Below are 18,766 nucleotides of genomic sequence, written 5' to 3'. Positions count from 1 at the left end.
TATTCCATCCGGCCCAGCCATTCTCACCTTGCAAATAATTTTCTAAAAAAAATTTGTCCATATGTGAAGGAAGGTTCATGTATGGACAAAAGACCGCTTGTTTTCCCGTTTTCTGTTTTTGAAAAATGCTTCATATCAATGGGTTTTAGATGAACGCCTCATTGAATATTTATGTTTCTTGTCCAAAGATAAACCTTGGTTCACCTATGGACAGAAAGGAGCCGCACTCATGGAGCATGCCGTGGCCTATTTCAGATGCTCGACGGACAGGCAGCAGTCCAGCGGCCTTGGACTTGACGCACAACACCAGGACGTTGCAATCCTATTGCAGGATAGCCCTATGGCCGTAGACCGGGAATATTACGAAAGCGAAAGCGGTAAGCGAAACGATAGGCCCATCCTGAAAAAAGCCATTCGGTACTGCATAAAAACAAAGGCCGTTCTCATTATCGCGAAATGCGACCGCCTGACCCGTAAAGCCTTATTCGGTGCGCGGTTGCTGGATAGCAAGATGAAACTCATCGCAGCCGACAAGCCGTGGGCAACAAAACTGGACTTGCTGGACGAATTTATCCGCGCCGAGCGGGAAGGCGAGGTTATCAGCAAGCGCACCAGCGCCGCCCTGCAGGCCGCCAAGCGGCGCGGTGTGAAGCTGGGCACGGCCTGCCAATTGCTGGCGCTTAAAAACAAACTTCTCGCCAGGGCTTTCGCCCGGAAGATGGCCCCTATCATACAGGATTTAGCAGCGCAGGGCTTCACGACAATTCGTGCCATCGTTTCGGAACTCAACCGTCGCCGCATTCGCCCCTTTCATGGGCGCGGCTATAAATGGCACCGCAACACCGTGTGCAAACTCCTGCATCTTATCAAGGAGCTTCATTTCTCACCTCAATTATAATTCACGATGAAAAGGATGTTTCACCGCTTGGCGTTCCTATGCGCCGCCAGTTTCTTTTGTTTCGGCAGTTGTTCCAAAGAGGACAAAACGCCCCCCATAACACCCCCGCCCATCGACAAGACGAAAATTGTCGGCACCTGGTCCATCACCAAAGGCGTATTTAATTACTATGATGGTAACGAAAAGCTCCTGCGCCGCGCAGGCATTGAAAAAAACGGTCTGCACGGCGATCTGTGGGATCGTTCTACGCTGGACGTGAAAGACAGTACTTTCACGCAGATGGGTATCGTCGCGCAGGATCATCTTCCGCATGCCGGTAAATGGTTGCTCATTGATGACGGTCGAAAAATCCGCACCATCGACAACGGGAACAGCCGATGGACCGTCGAATGGGATATTGTTTCTTATACCGGGTCGATCCTTACCATCTGCCACCGCCAGCCAATCAATGACGGCAGCACCGAAAAAATCGCCGAAGCTTTACTGGAACTGACGAAAGAATAAATTTTTCTAACCCTTGAAATAATTAATTATGAAAAACACAAATACTTTATCTACTGTATATGAACATATTAATGATATGACTTTAAGCTTTCGGACAGTTGTCGAGGTGGAATGCAATTGGAGTACACCGACATTTTACAGGCGAATTCGGCTCCCCCATTTGTGCAGCCCTGCGGAAGAAAAAATGGCGCTGAAAGTGGCGCAGACACAAGCCCGGGCATTGTTGGCGCTTATCGACGAACAAACGTTGAAAGTAGATCAGGAAATGCCCTCCTATCCGTCCCATCTACAAGATAAATTAAATACGCAATCCACCTTGAACGATGCAGACAGCCCCTATAACGCCTGATAACCCGCATCGTCCGCAGAGAAAGAGAAACGCCTTGGCCCCATTGCGTCGAATGCTGCTGGACCTCGAAAGCAAATTGGGGGTAGAGGGGCCGACGATCTATAAAAAACTGGGAATGCGATCGTCAATCTACAGCACATGGCGGCGAGGAATTGTGCACAGACCCAACGATCCCACCATCTACGAACGATTCAAAAAGGCATATGGGATTGATTTTTACCTATCCCTAGGCATGGGGGAAATCGTGATCGTTGATAAAGAACTATTCGAGTCATGCGTGCAGACCGAGCAACAGGAAATCTTCAAAGAGATACCGCAAAAGGATGCGGTGAGCACGATAACGTCGCTGAACATCATTATTCCCCGGATACAGGCGGCGCTAAACGCCAACAGACCATTTCTTACCAAGAAGCTAGGCGTTTCTTCTTCGACTTATGCTGCATATCTTGACGGAACGATCCGGCAACCACGCCTCTACACATACGAGCGATGCAAAAGAGAACTTGGCATTGATCTTTATTTGTCACAGGGTAAAGGCGATATTGTCATTGCAGATGCCGACATATATGTTGCTTGTGTCCAGGAAAGCCGAACACGTCTTAAACCACCAAAAACAGAAATGCCCGTTTTTGTCTGGCCGTTTCACGAAGCCCTACAGCACATAGAGACTTTTTTAGGGATCGATCCTGCCGTTATCTATATCAAGCTCGGTATCGGGAAAATCATCTATCAGGGATGGAAAGCAGGAAAACGGCGCATCCTAAAAGAAAATATTTGCGCCAAGTACCGTATGGAATTCGGCATTGATCTTTATCAGTCAATGATAGACGGAAAAATCGTCATCACTGACCAGGCGGCGGTAGAGCGTTGCCGGGGGTAAGTGTGAGCGGTCATGATTCCGGCTTCAGTTGGATTTTTTTCAGCCATTCCAGTTTATGGGCGAGGGTTGCCCCTTCGCCATAAGCGGGCCGTCCGAACTTATGCCCCATCAAATCCGCTTGGATGCGGTCAGGGCAATTCACACTCAAAATACGGTCTTGAAAGCTGTGCCGGAGAGAATAAACCGCATGTTGTCTACTTGGCAGCAAGTTATTTTCCCGAAGATATTTGGCTAGTATCCCCGATAGCGCGTCCGGCCTGTCTCTGTAATGGGTAAACCCATCCGGACAGGCTTTAAATGCTTCCAATGCATAACCGACCAAGGGAATTGTTCTAGCCCTGAATTTAGTTTTTAGGGCACGTTTTTGCCGCGGAACAATGGCTATGTATGGTATGGGAGCGTCCAAAATAATGTCTTCCGGCAGCAATCCGGTTAGTTCTGCAAGACCTGCTCCTGTTTCCGCAAAGGCGTATAACACATACCGGGCCTGTACATTCAATCCTTTTAGGTTGTCCGGATTAAGTAAGGTCGAGCTGATGAAGTCGGTTGTAAAAGGTAACCGCTTTTGACCATCGTCTTTCGAAAGAACAAGTTTTTTGAAAAGATGCTCCGTATCAATGTCAATCTTTAGGTTTTCGGCTACCGTCGTGACGATCATCTTAATATAGATCAAATCCTTATTGGCGCTGCCTGACACTAGCTCCTCCTTATCCATCCGATCAATCCACCAATCGCGGAACGCCAAGGTATCTTCACGCGTAAGCTCATGAAGCGGTTTATTGCCAACACAATGAATAAAGTTTCTAATGGCCTTCTTACGAGGATTACGCCACTTACGAATTTGATTAGGCGACTTGTTCAAGACTTTGTCTCTCGAATAGCCCCAAAAACGGGTTAAAGCGTCATCCAGCTTCACCGCAGGAGCAGAAACGCTACCAAGTACAGCCTCTGTATGCTTATGAGTGTAGTTTTTCTCTATATGCCCAACCCGTTTCAGAATTTCTTCAAGAGGAAGTGCGGCGACAGCTTCCGGCTCGTGGTACGAAAACCCCAGAAGCCTTGCCCGATCAACAAGGCTTCTATAGTGATTATCCGAGTGCTTTTCCCCTGTAGCCACTAACGCTTTCCAATAGGCTTCCAAGCGGTCATTTTGAGCGATAGCTAATTTGATGGCCGCTTTTCGGCTATCTGTCCGAAGAGCCAGGCGGACGAAGCGCCGGGGATCATATTCTTTAAAGATTTTAGGGACTCTGCGATTGTAATAGTAACGGCCACTCTTATTGAGCAGAAAGTTCATTCTCTGTACCTCATTTTGTGTGACAAAATGTGTGATAGTTTTTGAAATGAACCTACTGGAACCTGAGCGCCAAGGGGGAATTTTCCCTATTTTTTAAACACTATTTGTTGTTTACAACCTTAAATAGTGGCGGACAGGATGAGCCTATGTTCGAAAACTATCAACGATTTCGTCGTTGCGTTTATTGAATAATTTTTTCGTCACCAGTTTTTGGTATACAGTTTTGTATGCAAAAGCGTATGACGGTTTGTTATTCGTCTTCATTGTACTGAAACGCCAAGGAAAGCGCAAGAGACTTTATTTTCTGTTTTTCTTTTTCTTGGAGAAGTTCTCCATGGAGCCTCTCGAATATTGGAAGGTAGATATCGCCAAAGTCTTTTACTGTTCTGGCAATTACCTTACAGGCTCGTTCCAGTTGAACAATTTTAATGTCGCTTGTGAAATTGGAATTTTTCAGCGTTACTCTCCTTTTCGCGGATAAAAGGACGGGGCTTATAGCATATCTTCTTCCCCCCTGTCACAAAAAACCTCATTTATTGATGGTCTATATTTGCATTCAATAATCACAGTTTTTTTTGACAGGGATAAATAAGTTATTTTATTACAGTGCCTCCTGTTTGAGTGTTGCTGTGCTCATATGTAATCCACATCTGTGAATGGAGGTATTCGTGTTCGAAAAACATGAAGACGAACTTTGCCGGGAAAAGGCCGCAAAGTATCTAAGAACCACGCCAAGGACATTGGCGACAATCGACAGCACTAAACAATACGACCTGAAGCCGTTTAAGAAAAAGGATGGCAAAACGTATTATTACCGCAGTGTATTGGACGCATTCGCAGAAGCGGATTTAAAGCCCTAAGCCGATAAGGCGGGAGAGGGCAGCCCCCCGGTCTTTCCCAGAAATCAACACTCTTTTACAATTTTCTGGAGATCGCTATGGACAATGAACAAGCGAAAAGCATTCCGCTTGCCCACATTCAACCAGTTCCGTTTGAAGAAACTATCACCGAAGGCTCTAGCCTGACGGTGGAAGATGTGACCGTCATCAACCATCGAGGTATCATTAATTATCTGCATAGGAACGGTATCCACTACAAAGTGGCAAGGCAACATGCCCGACAGGTACGTGTCTTTAATAGCGCTAAAAGACGCTCATTTCTGGCGGTCGGTATGCGTAATGAGGACAATGGTTGGGAAATACTCAACCCCTATTATTCCGGCAGTATTGGGAAGCGGAATATCTCCTTTGTTCGCGGCGTCGATATGAAGCGGGAGACCATTCATCTTTTTAAAGACACAATGAGTTTTCTTTCGGCGGTCATGCAGAACAAAAAAGGGCATCCCCTCGAAGGAGACGCGTTGATTGTCAATTCCCTGTCCATTCTTCCTTTAGCCGCACCTTATATTAGAGGATACGGCTATAAACGCGCTTTTACATGGATGGACAACACCGAAGCGGGCAGGCTGGCAACCCTTGCTTTACGCGACCTTTTCAAAGCCGAAGGGAGGCTGGAACATTTGCCCATGAATTTCCTGTATGCATCGCATGAGGATGTGAATACCTGGCACCGGGCCAAGCTGGGGTTGATAGCGACACCGGAGGGCAAATGAAAACGTCCGGCCATCTGTCTCTTTTCAGTGTCACCGAAGTGGAACTTATCTATCGTAACAAGATAAGGCCGGAGGATAGAATAATCATCCGGCAGGCGGCAAATGCCTATGATGTTCTGATGGATACATGGGATAGGAACAAAATCGAACTGGTCGAGCAATTCAAAATCCTGCTGCTGGACCAGGGCAATGCCTGTTTGGGGATTGCTGAAATCGCAACGGGCGGCGTGAGTTCCTGTATTGTTGACCCTAAAGTGATCTTCGCCATCGCCCTGAAGGCACGGGCGACGAATATCATCCTGGCTCATAACCATCCCTCTGAGCGGCTATGCGCAAGCCCGGCAGATATTGCCCTTACGCAAAAGCTCTGCGAGGCAGGGAAATTCATGGATATTCGCGTGACGGATCACCTTATCGTCACCCCGCAGCGTTATTACTCTTTCGCTGATGAGGGGCTTATGCCGTTCCTGTAGTCATGATAAGTTTAAAAACTAAACCGAGGGAGGCGCTGCCGCCGCGCCATCCCTCCTTCTCCCTCCCGGCGGGGTTCCAAACAATGGTGCAATTTCCGAGAGAGTGAATATAATTATGTAGATTTATTATTACATTAAGGATGGGCCTATGGAACAGAAAATGACCTTTGAGGAAGAAATAGCGTCTCTAAATAAAAACTATTTCTTCAAAGAATTTACATACTCCAATACCAGATTTAAGCAAAAATCAAAAAATGAGGTAGAGCTTGCTGATGGGCTACTTTGGCTTGGTGATGAACTGATTATTTATCAATTAAAGGAGAGAAATGTCACAAACACCACGCCGGAAGAAGAAAAAAAATGGTTTGAGGAAAAAGTAGAAAAAAAGGGCAAAAGACAGACTAAAGATACTCTGAAATATTTAGGTGAAGAAAAAAGTATCCCTCTTGAAAATCATAGAGGTCACACCTTTGAATTAAGTATGCAAAAGGTAACTCGTATTCAGAAGTTAATTTTATTCAAACCTAGCTCTAGCTTACCTCCCGATATTTTAAGTAGAAAATTCGTTAAAAGTAGTATTGCTGGGATTATACATCTTTTATCTACGGACGATTACGCTGGCCTAGTTAAGACACTAATGACGCCTGCTGAGTTTATTCATTACCTCGCATATCGAGAACAACTAATTGATAAATGGCATAAAGAGTTAGATACTCTTCCAGAGCAAGCACTTGTTGGTCATTTCATTATGGATGATATTAATTTGCGACCCGATAGTTCTCATGTAAAAATTCTTTCAGAAATAGATCATGAGATTGAAAAATGGGATATATCAGGCGTAATTTCTAAATATGGTGACCGTATTACAAGAGCGGATAATGCTCATGATTATTATCAGATAATTACTCCATTGGCACAAATGAATCGCAGCGAATTAAGAGAATTTCGAATGAGGTATGAATTAGCTATTCAAAAAGCTAGAGAAGATAAATATGATAAACCATACCGTATAGCATTTCCACGTATGAATTGCGGATTTATATTTATTCCAATATTAACAAACGAGATCGTTGATAGAGAAAAGATTTTGACGTCCCTAACTGAACTACATAAATATGATCAACGATTAAGAAAGTGCATAGGAATGACATTTGCTAAGGATGGTACTGAGCATTACACAATAGAATGGTACTTATTGGATGGACCTTGGGCAAAGGACAGTGAAATTGAGGATTATTTATCTCAAAACAGCCCGTTTCGGCAAGTAAAAGAACAAACAGTATTTTCATTTAAGAAAAATGGTTAGGAGGTCGGAAATTTTAAGAATTGCAACTATAATTGATTCCAATAATACGTCTAACAATCTGTCACCTTGGCAAGTTGGCAAAAACTACCAAATCCGGCCCAAATTGCTTAGAGAATCCATTTTTTCTCGCTACGAGTTAAAAAGGCCTTCAAGCAAATGCTTGAAGGCCTTTTTAACTATTATAAATTATTAGTACAATATGGCTCCTAATGTGGAGAATGCGTGATAATAATCATACAATTATCAAAACCTGTATCCATAAACACAAAATCAATACTCTCATTTCTCAAAATATTTTCGACCTCAATCTGATCTTTTTTTGAGAGTAAAATATTGTCCTTTGATTTTAATATTCGCTTAAGCGATTTTTGTGTTACTAATAATCTTATTTCATCTATATAGTAAGCTCGACTCATATATTTCGGAATACAATAATTAATTTAAGACTAGTTATATACTTTCATTTAAAACTCAAAAGGCAATAAAGGAAGCATAGCGTTGGAGATATATGTATCTTTCAATTGAGCGCACATCAAGCCACGAGTGATTCCAACCGCAATTTTACTCATTGAATCTCTTACAATAGGAGTAATGTTATAGGCTCTTTCCTGTAAAGACGTAACATGTTGGTCAAAATCTTTTAATTCAAAAAAACAAATAGTCTTGAAGTCGAATAGCCGTTCGTCTGTTTCTTTTTTTACTATTATAACTGATGTTGTATAGACAATAAGCTTTCGCTCATTGTCTAGTTTTTGATCTTGTTCGATGCCATAACCCAATACATGGCCATGTTCAAATTGACTGCCCTTTTCAACTAGGCTAGAATTTATAACATTAGCGGCAACAATTCTATATGAATGTGTAATGTCTTCCATACAATAGAATTTAGTCTTCTATTACGTATTCGATAGTCTTTTCCGAAACAGCTAATCCACCCATATCAGAAACATATTGATTCAACTCATATGGTGTCCAATCAGTAATAGTAGAAGATATATTTAATTTAAAATTTATTTGAGAATATGAATTTGCTGTTTCCAAGTTCAATAATGAAATGCCTAAGATGCGCTGAATATCTACAAGTGTCTCGACGGTAAAGTTATGAGTACCACTCATCCAACGCGAGATAAGTGAAATCGGTTTGTCTATTGAGTTGGCAAACTGAGTTTGAGTCATGCCATGTGCTTTCATTGCCATATATATCTTGGCCGCTAGTTTCATTTTGTAATCTGTCTGTTCTTGTTCTTGTGGAGTAATAGCATCAGCTAGCTCCTTAACAAGCGAACTTGAATAGTCATCTCCCCAATTATCATCATTATGTACCGACTTGTTTATCATAGTCTTTTTATATCTGTGTTTAGTAAGTAAGTGGTCTAGTAATCCATAGATCGCCTTCTAATCTTAATCCGTTATCAGATATCCTTAAGTCTCCGTTGTCTATCTTAGTACGAATTATCTTGGATACCCTCATCATTTCATGAACCTCTCTTTCTAGATCTTTATCTTCTTGCCAAGCTCTAATTGTTTTAGGCTTCGGACCGCCATCTCCAAGTATAGCAATTTGATCAGAGAGACGGATGCAATATAATCGTAAGTTGGTTTCTGGCACATCATACAAAGCACAAACCAAATCATCTGGATCAAGCCCTTCATCAAGCTTAAAAAAATTCTCTATACATCCGGTTTTGGTACCTAGCGACTTTAACCGACGCACAATATCCATAAGTTGTTCGGGGTATGCGTCTCGATATTTTCCAATGAACTGGTCTAGTTTGGTTGTTGCGCCACCAGGCACTTCAAACATTACTGTGTAGAGTGATGCCATTTCTCCGGAATATGTTTCTAGCAATTTCAGCTTTGACCTCACGGATTATAATATTTGCAATTTAGGAATAAATTTTCACTTATAAGTGAAAATGTTCATTATGTCAAATTTAGCTCTTTATTTGTTAACAAATGGAATTGAATACGCAACTGTACGCATGTCGACTTAAGGTGCTGATAATCAAGTTTTTGAGCAAAGCACCATATTAAGTTTTTAATTGATAATTAATGTTTTAAGCATGAATAAAATATTGCTAATTAATTTCTGAATTTGTACATATCGAAATATTCGGTCTGAATTTTGGGTAGGGCAGGGCCTAAAATATAATTAAATATTTTATTAAATATACCGCCCAATCCGGTTACACTTATGGAAAGGCTTTCAGGCAGATGCTTGGAAGTCTTTTTTATTTTTAACGCTTTAACGTATATTGTGAGAATAGAAGTTACATATTTATAAACGTAGCTATGAAATATAGCTCTTCAAATGTTACTTTCTTCGCGTCATTCAATTTTCTTATTACTGATCGATTGAAAAATGGAATAAACTTATAAGAAATTTGGACAATAATCCTAAGAACAATTAATCTTCCCTCCATGTCGTCTTTCTCAAATCCCATTTTGTTCTCAAAATATTTTAATGTTTCTCCCGATACTCTAGCCAAAGCTGGATTAATAGACCCATTTCTAACAGTTGACACACAACTATTTATCGATCCCATATTGCTTGATAAATCAAGTAATCTTTTAATTAGTGTAGACGCATATAACCAATTTAGAACCCATTTTGAAAACGTAATTCGCTTATTAATTATATCAAAAAAAGAAGGTGACACAGCATGGAAAGCGGCACAAAATTTAGTTAGTCTGCGAGAGGCTCCGGCTAATGGACTTGGCTATGGCAGGAGTGATAGACCAGGTACTTCCAGACCTAAAGAATTATCAACAATCATCCTTCGTACTACAAAAGAAATAATAGAATTGGGGGCTAAAGACCCTGAAATGATTTCTCTAATGGGCTTTTTTGAAGAAAATGTCGGTCCAGACACTATTAGCGACCTAACATCTTGGATTATTGAACCCCAATTAGCTAAAATTACAAATGAATTTTGTAACCTTCATAATATTCCGGTCAAAACATATTCACCAACAGGCATTCCGCTACCTCATCATACATCAAAAGATGGCAAGGAAAGAGCAATCATTTTAGTTCCCACTGACATTGTCCGTGACTTGCCTGTAGCAAATGACTGGGCTGGGATTCAAGAGGCAGCAGAAGCTAATGCAGAGATACGGAATAGAGTAAATTACCTGCTTGCAGGAATAGCCAAGCCCAAAGTTGTGGAAATAAAGGAAGCTATCAAATCTGCGGTGTTAACTTCAGCGGATTTACTCCAAGAATTCATCAACTCAGTAAAGGATCATACCACTTTTTATGACCCGAATATAGATGCGTTGGGATATTATAGTTTAAAGAAAATGTTATCGGATAACTCCAATGTGCTTAAATCAAACAAGAAATATGATCTCCAGACGGATATAGATTCCGTAAAACAGGTTGTATATGATTCTATAGAAATGTTCAAGCATCATGTAGAAAACGGGAATTTATGGGAGGAATTGTGGATTAATAATAAACCTAAAAAAGAGCGAGCAGCGCAACTTATATACTTTGCAATCGCAGACGGATTTTGCAAAGCCAATAATATTGATATATCCCCAGAAGCTAATATGGGAGGCGGACCAATTGATTTCAAATACTCAAAAGGATACACCACTCGGGTACTAGTTGAAATGAAAAAATCAACAGGCACAGTTGTACACGGATATGAAACTCAACTAGAAATATATAAAGAAGCAGCAAGAACAAACTATGGTATATTTATAGTAATGGACTATGGTAATTTGGGAGATAAACTACAAAAAATATTAAAGATAAAAGAGGAAAGAATAAAAAATAATGAACCTGCATCCGATATAATTGTAATAGATGCATCCCAAAAAGTATCTGCAAGTAAGCGAAATTTGTAACAACACATTATCAATGTTCTCAGATCAGATAGATAAAAAAGTATTATTCAAATTGATATCTCATCTGCTATCAACTTAGCATAGATTTTTGGACTGAACTGTTATGCCAAAGCTATGTAACAAGAACTATTAAATCTTTGATGAGATCGTTAAACATTTTTCTATCTCTCGCTACAGAAAGGGAATTTTCAAGGAAATCTTGGAAATTCCCTTTTTCTTTTTCCGGCGAAAGATGCGCCAGTTCAGCGCTTACGCGGACGACCCATTTATTTTTTCGGTTAGATAACCGTGTTTTTTTACATCATAATAAATACCATCCGGGAAAATCGTCCGATGCAATCGCCGCTTGCTGTCTAAATCCCCCGAAACCCATATCTGGCGCAGGTTCTGTAATTTTTCCAAAGTCGTTGTAAGCAATTTTTCAAGGTTAGATATTGTCGGCGGCACGTTGAAACCCGAAAGCTATTTTGGAAATATGATGCTGTCTAACTACATAGATTATTTGGATATAGGAGCCCCCCATAAGAAGATTGCAATATTTGGTAACCCCTCAGGTACAGCTTATTTTTTGACAAGGCAATAAGCCCAAGGAGACCGGATATTGTTGATGCAAAAAACAAAACACTTTAGTGATGCTAAAATAATTGGTATTTGTCTACAATAAAAAAGCCGACGGTATAGCTAATTTGACGTAATTTAACTAACGACAAGATTTACAGATGTATCGTATCAACCAGACACTCTTATAATTGGAGAGAGCCATCGCCTTCGCAAATTCAGATATTCCACAAGACAAGGCACTTGCTGTCATACTATTTGACAATTTAATAGAAGTAATGCTTTATAGAAAAGCAGAAAATATACTTATGTGGGACAGTACAACATGGTATGGTGGCAGTCGCAGTGTGGATACGAAAACTCGAAATTCGATCACAGGCCCAAGTGGGCAAATATGACCGAATGTTAAAATTTATAAAGGATCATAAAATTATCACAGAACAAGAACTAGAAACAATTAAGTTTACTCATGAAGTAAGAAACGCTGTCTATCATAGAGGTGAAAACGATCATCAAAAAATTGAATTGGCTCTCCTTATATATTTTGCTTTGCTAACCAAATCTATCAATAAATGGGGTAAAGTGTCCATGCCAGGGCACACTAGCCGTCCTGGTTACTATTATATTGATTTCACAGCTAATCCCACAGAAGATCACAAAAAATCAACTCTTACTACACCAGACTACTTTGAGGCCTCTTTAAAAACGATTCTAGCAAAATGGCAAATAGCAAAACAACTGAATTTAACAGCCCAAAAGCTAATTATTTCCCAAATAGAAGCAATTGAGAAGACTAGCATTTATAAAAAAAGAGAGTGCCGTGGTAAACTTTTACGGTGCACTCAAAAGGTTTTGGTATTTAAATGATTTGTTTGGAGAATACGAAAGCGAGAATAGAAAACCCCAAAATTTAAATAGCATTCTCCTACTCTGCTTGTATATCCGTGAAAACTCTGATTATTTAGACGACCTCCCAAACCTAAACGGACGGCAAAAAGAGGGCCGACGACTGCTGAGAATGCATGGAAAAAAATATAAAGGAAAATATCCCTATCAAGTTAATTTAGACAAAATCAAAGAAAGAGTAAGAAAGTTAACAGGAAAGGAAGAGCATGTCATTGTAAAAAATATCATTGACATTCAGAATAAATTAATGAACCAATTTCTTGATGTAGAAATGGCATCTTCGGAATTGGGGGCCTACATACAAGACCTTTACGATTTGTGGAGAGGTAAGTAACCTAGATATAATTTTTCTCCTTTTTTGGATCATAATTACCCTCGAGTGACTATGCGCAAGCAGGGCGGATATTGCCATCACGCAAAAGCTCTTCGAGACGGGGATTCATGGACATCTCGTGACGAACCACCTTATCTAAACCAAGAGAGGCGCCGCTGCGCCATCCTTCCTTTTCCCTCCCGGCGGGGGATTCCAAACAATGGGAAATTTTATGGTTTATGTCTCAATACTTATTATTACGACATAAATCGCGTTTTGGGTCACTAAACTGTACTTTAGGACACTAAACTGTACTTTAGGACACTAAATTCACGTTTAAGACATTAAATCGCACTTTTGGACACTAAGCCACACTTTTGTGACGCAATACATTGACATTGCGACATAAAAATGGTATATTCGCTAAAATGCCTGTTATAAATTTTGTGTCGTAATGAGAGCTAGTCAAGAAACCATAGATCGGGAAATGGAAGTCATCCGTAAAGCCCTTGAAAAATTCAAGGATGGGGTTTCCATTGAAGGTATTAAAAAAGAAACAGGTTTAGACCTGGAACGGCGCACGTTATTAAGGCGATTGGACAAGCTCGTAGAACAAGGGATCGTTACAACGTCCGGCAGAACACGGGCCATGCTCTACCGCTTGGCGGAACTACCCGCCCACTCCACGGAAGAAAAAGATAATAAAGCGGCCAATGGAGCCGAGGCAGATATAATCCCCCTGTCTGATGAAGGAAGAGAAATACTGGCAGCCGTTTCCCGGTCTACTGCCGTTCGTCATCCAGTGGGGTATAATACAGACTTTCTGCGCGGGTATCGCCCAAACGTTGATAGTTACCTGTCGCCGGAGGATAAACGCAAATTGGCCGAATTGGGAAAGACCGCGAAGCTGAATCAGCCCGCGGGCACCTACGCGAAGGAAATTCTTCAAAGACTACTGATCGACCTTTCGTGGAACTCTAGCCGTCTTGAAGGAAATACCTACAGCTTACTTGATACACAGCAGCTTATTTCTCAGGGCAAGGCCGCCGATAATAAATCGGCGATGGAAGCGCAGATGATCCTGAACCATAAGGACGCCATTGAATTCATCGTGCAATCCGCAGAAGAAATCGGTTTCAACCGCTATACCATCACCAACTTGCACGCATTGCTGTCTAATAACCTTCTGGCAGACCCCGGTGCATCGGGTAGACTGCGCAGCTTTGGGGTCGGTATTGGTAATTCTGTTTATACGCCGTTGGGGATACCGCAGCAGATCGAAGAAATGTTCGAAATCATGTTGGAAAAGGCCAGGGAAATAGCCGACCCTTTTGAGCAAGCCTTCTTTATCATGGTGCAATTGCCATACCTACAGTCCTTTGATGATGTGAATAAACGTGTATCACGTCTTGCTGCAAATATCCCCTTGAATCGACTTAACCTTGCCCCACTGGCTTTCGTCGATGTGCCAGAGGATATGTACGTCAAAGGCATGTTGGGCGTGTACGAACTCAATCGCATTGAATTATTCAAAGATGTATTCATATGGGCCTATGAGCGTTCAGCGTTGCGTTATGCCGCATTACGTCAGTCATTGGGAGAACCCGATCCATTTCGGCTAAAATACCGGGACGAAATTCGCGCCCTTGTAACGGAGATCGTATCGAATGCCATGACACCGGACGAAGCTGCAATCATAATTAATGCTAAGTCGTTGAGACTTCCTATCGCAGATCAGCGGAAGTTTGTCGAAACTGTCGATACAGAACTTCTTTCTCTGCATGACGGCAACTTTGCTCGATATTATATCCGACCCGCAGAATTTGAAAAATGGAAAGAGGTATGGCGCAGAAAATGACAATCTGTCACCTCGGCAGGTTGGCAAAAGCCTTCAAATCTTGCGTGAATTGATTAAACAATCCATTTTTTCTCGCTACGAAGAAAAAGGCTTTTAGAGAAATTCTCTAAAAGCCTTTTTGTTTCGGTCATACATATGCTTCATTTTTAGCTGACCATTTTCAAAGAACAACTCAACCTGTGCGTTTGATAAGATTTTTTTGCCAACTAAAAAATTGGCTTGCATTAAAGAATGACTTATATTTCCTTTTATATTCACTCCATTTATAGATTGTCAATGATTCCCAAATAAAAAATCAACTATATCCCATTTATGTTAACTGTCATGCGCGAACTGCATTTCATGATAATATTCATAGAGCATATACACCACCCCAGAGAAACCATTCAGATCTATCACCAAAACATTAAATACATTTTATTCACAATGGCCAAAATAAATTTAGACGCTTTAATTCAAAGAGAAGATTTTGAAGTACAGGAAACTATCAATCCTGGTAAAAAGAAAGAAACAATATCAATTGAGGACTTAAAAAATGATTCCTTTTTCTTTTCCAATATCCGAAAACCAGACTTTCAACGAGAAACAAACGAGTGGGATGCAAAAAAGATTGCCGATTTCATTGAAAGCTTTTTAGACGGAGATTTAATCCCGGCGCTTATATTATGGAGAAGCCCATCTGGTTATGTTTTCGTAATTGACGGCTCCCACCGTCTCAGCTCTTTGCATGCATGGATTAATGATGATTACGGGGACGGGGAAATATCAAAAAAGTTTTATGATAGCGTGCTCCCTGATGATCAAATACAACTTGGCACAGCAGCAAGAAAGCTAATTACCAAGAGAATTGGTTCATATAAAGACTTCAAATTAGCGCTGGAAAGCCCTGAAAAAGTAAAACCTATCATTGTTCAAAGAGCAAAAAACCTTAGTGCACTAGCTATCCAGCTGCAGTGGGTGGAAGGAGACGCCAATAAAGCTGAAAGCTCCTTCTTTAAGATTAACCAACAGGCTGCACCCATTAACAAAACCGAGTTAATACTTCTTGAGTCAAGAAAGAAGCCTAACTGTATAGCAGCACGAGCGATAATAAGAAGCGGTAAAGGACATAAGTATTGGTCCAGCTTTGCTCCAGAGAATCAAACAAAGGTCCAAGATCTGGCAAAGGAAATTAATTCCATTCTTTTCACCCCTCTTTATCAAATTCCGATAAAAACACTTGATATTCCAATTGGTGGCAAAGTTTATTCAGCTGCAACACTCCCATTAATCCTGGATTTTGTTAATATTACCAACAATATACCTGACAATTTCAGGGAACAGCTTCCTGATGATGAAACCGGAGAAGCTACCATTCGCTACCTGGAAGGTGTTCGAAAAATAGCTAACAAAATAAATAGCAATCACGCTTCATCACTTGGATTGCATCCAATAATATACTTCTACTCTCATGATGGGAGACATAAAGTAGCATCATTTTATGCAACAGTCTCTTTCATAATGGATCTGGAACAAAACAGGCAGTATAAAAAATTCATAACTGTAAGAGAGTACTTTGAAGCTTTTCTATTAAAATATGATTACATAGTACAGCAAATTGTCAGAAGATATAGAAGCGCCCTAGCCAGTTTTCCCCACATCAAGGATTTTTACTTCGAGATCATTGACCAATTGAATATTCCAGGAAATACCATTGATCAAGCTGCCGAAAATTTAGTAAAGAAAGAAACTTACCGTTATTTATCACTTTCAACAGAACGAGAGTCAATAGAGTCAAAAGACTTTAGCCCAGAGAGGAAATCTGCCATTTACATCACCAATGCATTGAGTACTGCTCCTAAATGTGGGATCTGTAAAGGACTTATCCATAGAAACTCAATTTCTATTGACCACAAACAACGAAAACAGGACGGAGGCTTAGGCACTATAGACAATGGACAACTGACACACCCATATTGCAATACCGGAATAAAAAATTAGACTATTTGGTAGTGGAATGGTAGATAAAATTGGTTTAGATTATTACGGGAGTTGTATCGCCATGAGGGAAAATCTCGCATAATGTTTGATTGGAGATTCTACCCATTTCCTCCCGCGTATAATTATATGTAAACGTAAAGACCCTCTTCTCCGGATATTGTACAATCGACCACGTCCCCAGCTTTTCCCAGCCCGCTCCTTTCCATTCCATCCATTCTTCGTTATCCTTCCGGAAGAATCTTATTACGTCTCCCGACACCGCACAGTGATAATATCCGCTTGTAAAAAGTAACATGATATTTTATATATTAGCCTTAACAAACGATACATCTAAGATCGCTAAAAGTCTGCAAAATATATTAACCCGGCACAAGCAATGCCCATAGAGAAACCTAAAAATTCTATCATGCAGGAAGGCAAATTTCTAAAACAATATGAAGTCATCAACATTGACCCACCCTATGCTACGGTAAAATCGGGAGATGAGTTGTTTAAAGTCCCGGTAGAAGCCCATCTTGACACCTGGCAGCCCTTATCAGAAAATTATTCCAAAGACCATAAAGGCATTCTCTGTAACAGCTCCCGCGTATTCACCCGGCATACCAAGGCGATAGACCTGGAGACTTTTGAGGTGATACAGGAAAACGATACGCCGATGACTACTTATTTTCGGGATAAAAACAACGTTTATCTCCACAGCTCCATGTGTACCTTCACCACGCTGGAAGGCGCCATCCCCGGCACATTTGAGATCACGGATATAAAAAAGGGATTCAGCACAGACGGGTGCAACGACTATTACTATGCACAGCCATTGCCCTACCGGCTCACGGACGCCCGCCTTCTGAATGAGCACTACGCCGAAGCCAACGGAAAGATATATGCTGCCTATACCAGGCCGGTGCCCGCGGACGCCACTACCTTCGTAATTCCAGCGCCCGAACTCATCAGTAATGTTGCGCTGGACAAAGATCATGTATTCTTCCGCGAAGAAATTGTCGCCGCGGCAAATCCGCGGACGTTTCATTTTCTGGACCGTTGCGTAGCGGCCGACAGAGATTACTATAGAAACTGCGACATCGAGTTTTATGCCAAAGATGAAAAGTTCGCCTGGTTTGTACGCACCATCGACAAATCATTCAAAAAAATTAGCTCTAAAAGTATCGAAGCATTTGATTTTAAGGTGGAAGATGAAACAGGTTACGGATACGACAAGGAAAACCGCTACAGACAAGGTAAGAAAGTGTAGGTTATCGGGTACTTCTTCCCGGAAATTTGATTAAAACCATCTTGCATGCATTATCCGAATGATGATTATCTTCACATCAAACGTTCCCTGTTGCTATGACAAGATTTTTCTGCTTTCTTTTATTTCAGATAGCCACGATACAGGTATTCTCTCAATCCTGTATCTATGCTTTATTAAACTCAAATGGTGAACACCGGATAATGTTAATGTCCATGCAGGTGGACGACGTGATATATGCCGCCAGAGGATTTAAAACGTTTAAAGCAAGCCGTTCGCTCAAATTCAGCGAGACTCATAATGTTAATTTAGACAGCCTGGAGATAGCAGCTGTCCGGTTCAGAGAAAGTTTTCCCGCCAATTATTGGGCCAAGCCCGTTCAGACAATTCTGCTTGACACAAAGCCGAATGAAGATGGACAAATATGGCTTGAAAGCGTTTTTACAGAAACGGATTCCAGGAAAAAGCTAAAGGCAGTAGCTGCCATCATGGTCAGGTTCGCAGAAACTGATCTGCAGCAGGCACGTTTGAACCCCCAGATACAGGAAATCACTATCATAACAGATCCAACGGCACTAAAAAAACACCCGGCTGTTATCCAGCGACTAAAGAAAATATATAATATTCAGCCCCTCTCTAAGAAGGAGGAAATGGATATTCCACCACCTCCTCCCCTGCCGTCTGACCCTATCAAGGGTTAACATAACCCGTTAGGCAGCATATCAAAATTT

19 protein-coding genes are annotated in these 18,766 nt (G+C 41.1%); 15 read left to right on the top strand and 4 right to left on the bottom strand.

Going from position 1 to position 18,766, the window contains the following annotated elements; genetic code table 11:
* Nucleotides 1–97: 97 nt before the first annotated feature.
* From B5D63_RS01140 to B5D63_RS01130, 4 genes are read left to right on the top strand one after another with little or no spacing between them, the layout of a single operon-like run.
* A complete protein-coding gene (locus B5D63_RS01140; RefSeq protein WP_078666950.1) occupies nt 98–898 on the top strand; it encodes a recombinase family protein in 801 nt (266 codons plus the stop codon).
* A gap of 6 nt (nt 899–904) precedes the next feature.
* Nucleotides 905–1,402 carry a hypothetical protein gene (locus tag B5D63_RS01135; protein WP_143312726.1) on the top strand — a complete coding sequence of 166 codons (498 nt, stop codon included), beginning with the start codon at nt 905–907 and terminating at the stop codon, nt 1,400–1,402.
* A gap of 28 nt (nt 1,403–1,430) precedes the next feature.
* Entirely contained in the window at nt 1,431–1,751 is a 321-nt protein-coding gene (locus B5D63_RS34530; RefSeq protein ID WP_143312725.1) for a hypothetical protein, read from the top strand.
* A complete protein-coding gene (locus B5D63_RS01130) occupies nt 1,726–2,631 on the top strand; it encodes a hypothetical protein (protein WP_143312724.1) in 906 nt (301 codons plus the stop codon). The genes B5D63_RS34530 and B5D63_RS01130 overlap by 26 nt, the downstream gene beginning before the upstream one ends.
* A gap of 10 nt (nt 2,632–2,641) precedes the next feature.
* Here B5D63_RS01130 and B5D63_RS01125 read toward each other — a convergent pair whose 3' ends face one another.
* Complete coding sequence (locus B5D63_RS01125) at nt 2,642–3,928, bottom strand: DUF6538 domain-containing protein (protein ID WP_078666947.1); 1,287 nt, start codon at nt 3,926–3,928, stop codon at nt 2,642–2,644.
* Between the two features lie 656 nt (nt 3,929–4,584).
* On the opposite strand from B5D63_RS01125, the gene B5D63_RS01115 reads away from it, so the two are divergent.
* From B5D63_RS01115 to B5D63_RS01100, 4 genes are all read left to right on the top strand, one after another.
* Nucleotides 4,585–4,788, top strand: a complete 204-nt coding sequence (locus tag B5D63_RS01115; RefSeq protein WP_078666945.1) for a hypothetical protein — start codon at nt 4,585–4,587, stop codon at nt 4,786–4,788.
* Between the two features lie 77 nt (nt 4,789–4,865).
* A complete protein-coding gene (locus B5D63_RS01110) occupies nt 4,866–5,540 on the top strand; it encodes a hypothetical protein (protein WP_078666944.1) in 675 nt (224 codons plus the stop codon).
* On the top strand, nt 5,537–6,013 hold the full coding sequence (locus tag B5D63_RS01105; protein ID WP_078666943.1) for a JAB domain-containing protein: 477 nt from the start codon (nt 5,537–5,539) through the stop codon (nt 6,011–6,013). Before B5D63_RS01110 ends, B5D63_RS01105 begins: the two co-directional genes overlap by 4 nt.
* A 148-nt stretch (nt 6,014–6,161) precedes the next feature.
* The gene (locus tag B5D63_RS01100; RefSeq protein ID WP_078666942.1) at nt 6,162–7,319 is read left to right on the top strand and encodes a hypothetical protein; all 1,158 of its coding nucleotides are present in this window, start codon (nt 6,162–6,164) and stop codon (nt 7,317–7,319) included.
* A 464-nt stretch (nt 7,320–7,783) separates the two neighbouring features.
* Here the strand turns inward: B5D63_RS01100 and B5D63_RS01090 are convergent, their stop codons facing one another.
* From B5D63_RS01090 to B5D63_RS01080, 3 genes are read right to left on the bottom strand one after another with little or no spacing between them, the layout of a single operon-like run.
* Nucleotides 7,784–8,194 (bottom strand): hypothetical protein, encoded by a 411-nt coding sequence (locus B5D63_RS01090; RefSeq protein WP_078666940.1) that lies wholly within the window; start codon nt 8,192–8,194, stop codon nt 7,784–7,786.
* Between the two features lie 10 nt (nt 8,195–8,204).
* On the bottom strand, nt 8,205–8,657 hold the full coding sequence (locus B5D63_RS01085; RefSeq protein WP_078666939.1) for a helix-turn-helix domain-containing protein: 453 nt from the start codon (nt 8,655–8,657) through the stop codon (nt 8,205–8,207).
* Nucleotides 8,658–8,676: 19 nt separating this feature from the next.
* Complete coding sequence (locus tag B5D63_RS01080) at nt 8,677–9,144, bottom strand: hypothetical protein (RefSeq protein ID WP_078666938.1); 468 nt, start codon at nt 9,142–9,144, stop codon at nt 8,677–8,679.
* Between the two features lie 596 nt (nt 9,145–9,740).
* Between B5D63_RS01080 and B5D63_RS01075 the strand changes: the two genes are divergently transcribed.
* From B5D63_RS01075 to B5D63_RS01040, 7 genes are all read left to right on the top strand, one after another.
* Complete coding sequence (locus tag B5D63_RS01075; RefSeq protein ID WP_078666937.1) at nt 9,741–11,174, top strand: hypothetical protein; 1,434 nt, start codon at nt 9,741–9,743, stop codon at nt 11,172–11,174.
* Nucleotides 11,175–12,134: 960 nt separating this feature from the next.
* Nucleotides 12,135–12,599 carry a hypothetical protein gene (locus B5D63_RS01070; RefSeq protein ID WP_143312723.1) on the top strand — a complete coding sequence of 155 codons (465 nt, stop codon included), beginning with the start codon at nt 12,135–12,137 and terminating at the stop codon, nt 12,597–12,599.
* Nucleotides 12,517–12,972 carry a hypothetical protein gene (locus B5D63_RS01065; RefSeq protein WP_143312722.1) on the top strand — a complete coding sequence of 152 codons (456 nt, stop codon included), beginning with the start codon at nt 12,517–12,519 and terminating at the stop codon, nt 12,970–12,972. Before B5D63_RS01070 ends, B5D63_RS01065 begins: the two co-directional genes overlap by 83 nt.
* A gap of 433 nt (nt 12,973–13,405) precedes the next feature.
* Nucleotides 13,406–14,809, top strand: coding sequence for a Fic family protein (locus tag B5D63_RS01060; protein WP_078666934.1), 1,404 nt, complete (start codon nt 13,406–13,408; stop codon nt 14,807–14,809).
* Between the two features lie 324 nt (nt 14,810–15,133).
* Nucleotides 15,134–16,789: a GmrSD restriction endonuclease domain-containing protein gene (locus B5D63_RS01055; protein WP_200816886.1), complete on the top strand. Its 1,656-nt coding sequence runs from the start codon at nt 15,134–15,136 to the stop codon at nt 16,787–16,789.
* 406 nt (nt 16,790–17,195) lie between these two features.
* The gene (locus B5D63_RS01045) at nt 17,196–18,038 is read left to right on the top strand and encodes a DKNYY domain-containing protein (RefSeq protein WP_159455849.1); all 843 of its coding nucleotides are present in this window, start codon (nt 17,196–17,198) and stop codon (nt 18,036–18,038) included.
* A 95-nt stretch (nt 18,039–18,133) separates the two neighbouring features.
* A complete protein-coding gene (locus B5D63_RS01040) occupies nt 18,134–18,736 on the top strand; it encodes a hypothetical protein (protein ID WP_159455848.1) in 603 nt (200 codons plus the stop codon).
* Nucleotides 18,737–18,766: the final 30 nt, after the last annotated feature.

Origin of the sequence: Chitinophaga eiseniae, from assembly GCF_900167135.1 — a bacterium.
In the GTDB taxonomy this organism is placed as follows: Bacteria; Bacteroidota; Bacteroidia; order Chitinophagales; family Chitinophagaceae; genus Chitinophaga; species Chitinophaga eiseniae.
This window is presented reverse-complemented; position numbering and strand designations above follow the sequence as displayed.

Coding starts and splice junctions, on each gene's coding strand:
- B5D63_RS01135 (WP_143312726.1), top strand. CDS start 905: ATGAAAAGGATGTTTCACCGCTTGGCGTTCCTATGCGCCGCCAGTTTC.
- B5D63_RS34530 (WP_143312725.1), top strand. CDS start 1,431: ATGAAAAACACAAATACTTTATCTACTGTATATGAACATATTAATGAT.
- B5D63_RS01130 (WP_143312724.1), top strand. CDS start 1,726: ATGCAGACAGCCCCTATAACGCCTGATAACCCGCATCGTCCGCAGAGA.
- B5D63_RS01125 (WP_078666947.1), bottom strand. CDS start 3,928: ATGAACTTTCTGCTCAATAAGAGTGGCCGTTACTATTACAATCGCAGA.
- B5D63_RS01115 (WP_078666945.1), top strand. CDS start 4,585: ATGGAGGTATTCGTGTTCGAAAAACATGAAGACGAACTTTGCCGGGAA.
- B5D63_RS01110 (WP_078666944.1), top strand. CDS start 4,866: ATGGACAATGAACAAGCGAAAAGCATTCCGCTTGCCCACATTCAACCA.
- B5D63_RS01105 (WP_078666943.1), top strand. CDS start 5,537: ATGAAAACGTCCGGCCATCTGTCTCTTTTCAGTGTCACCGAAGTGGAA.
- B5D63_RS01100 (WP_078666942.1), top strand. CDS start 6,162: ATGGAACAGAAAATGACCTTTGAGGAAGAAATAGCGTCTCTAAATAAA.
- B5D63_RS01090 (WP_078666940.1), bottom strand. CDS start 8,194: ATGGAAGACATTACACATTCATATAGAATTGTTGCCGCTAATGTTATA.
- B5D63_RS01085 (WP_078666939.1), bottom strand. CDS start 8,657: ATGATAAACAAGTCGGTACATAATGATGATAATTGGGGAGATGACTAT.
- B5D63_RS01080 (WP_078666938.1), bottom strand. CDS start 9,144: ATGGCATCACTCTACACAGTAATGTTTGAAGTGCCTGGTGGCGCAACA.
- B5D63_RS01075 (WP_078666937.1), top strand. CDS start 9,741: ATGTCGTCTTTCTCAAATCCCATTTTGTTCTCAAAATATTTTAATGTT.
- B5D63_RS01070 (WP_143312723.1), top strand. CDS start 12,135: ATGTTAAAATTTATAAAGGATCATAAAATTATCACAGAACAAGAACTA.
- B5D63_RS01060 (WP_078666934.1), top strand. CDS start 13,406: ATGAGAGCTAGTCAAGAAACCATAGATCGGGAAATGGAAGTCATCCGT.
- B5D63_RS01055 (WP_200816886.1), top strand. CDS start 15,134: ATGCGCGAACTGCATTTCATGATAATATTCATAGAGCATATACACCAC.
- B5D63_RS01045 (WP_159455849.1), top strand. CDS start 17,196: ATGCAGGAAGGCAAATTTCTAAAACAATATGAAGTCATCAACATTGAC.
- B5D63_RS01040 (WP_159455848.1), top strand. CDS start 18,134: ATGACAAGATTTTTCTGCTTTCTTTTATTTCAGATAGCCACGATACAG.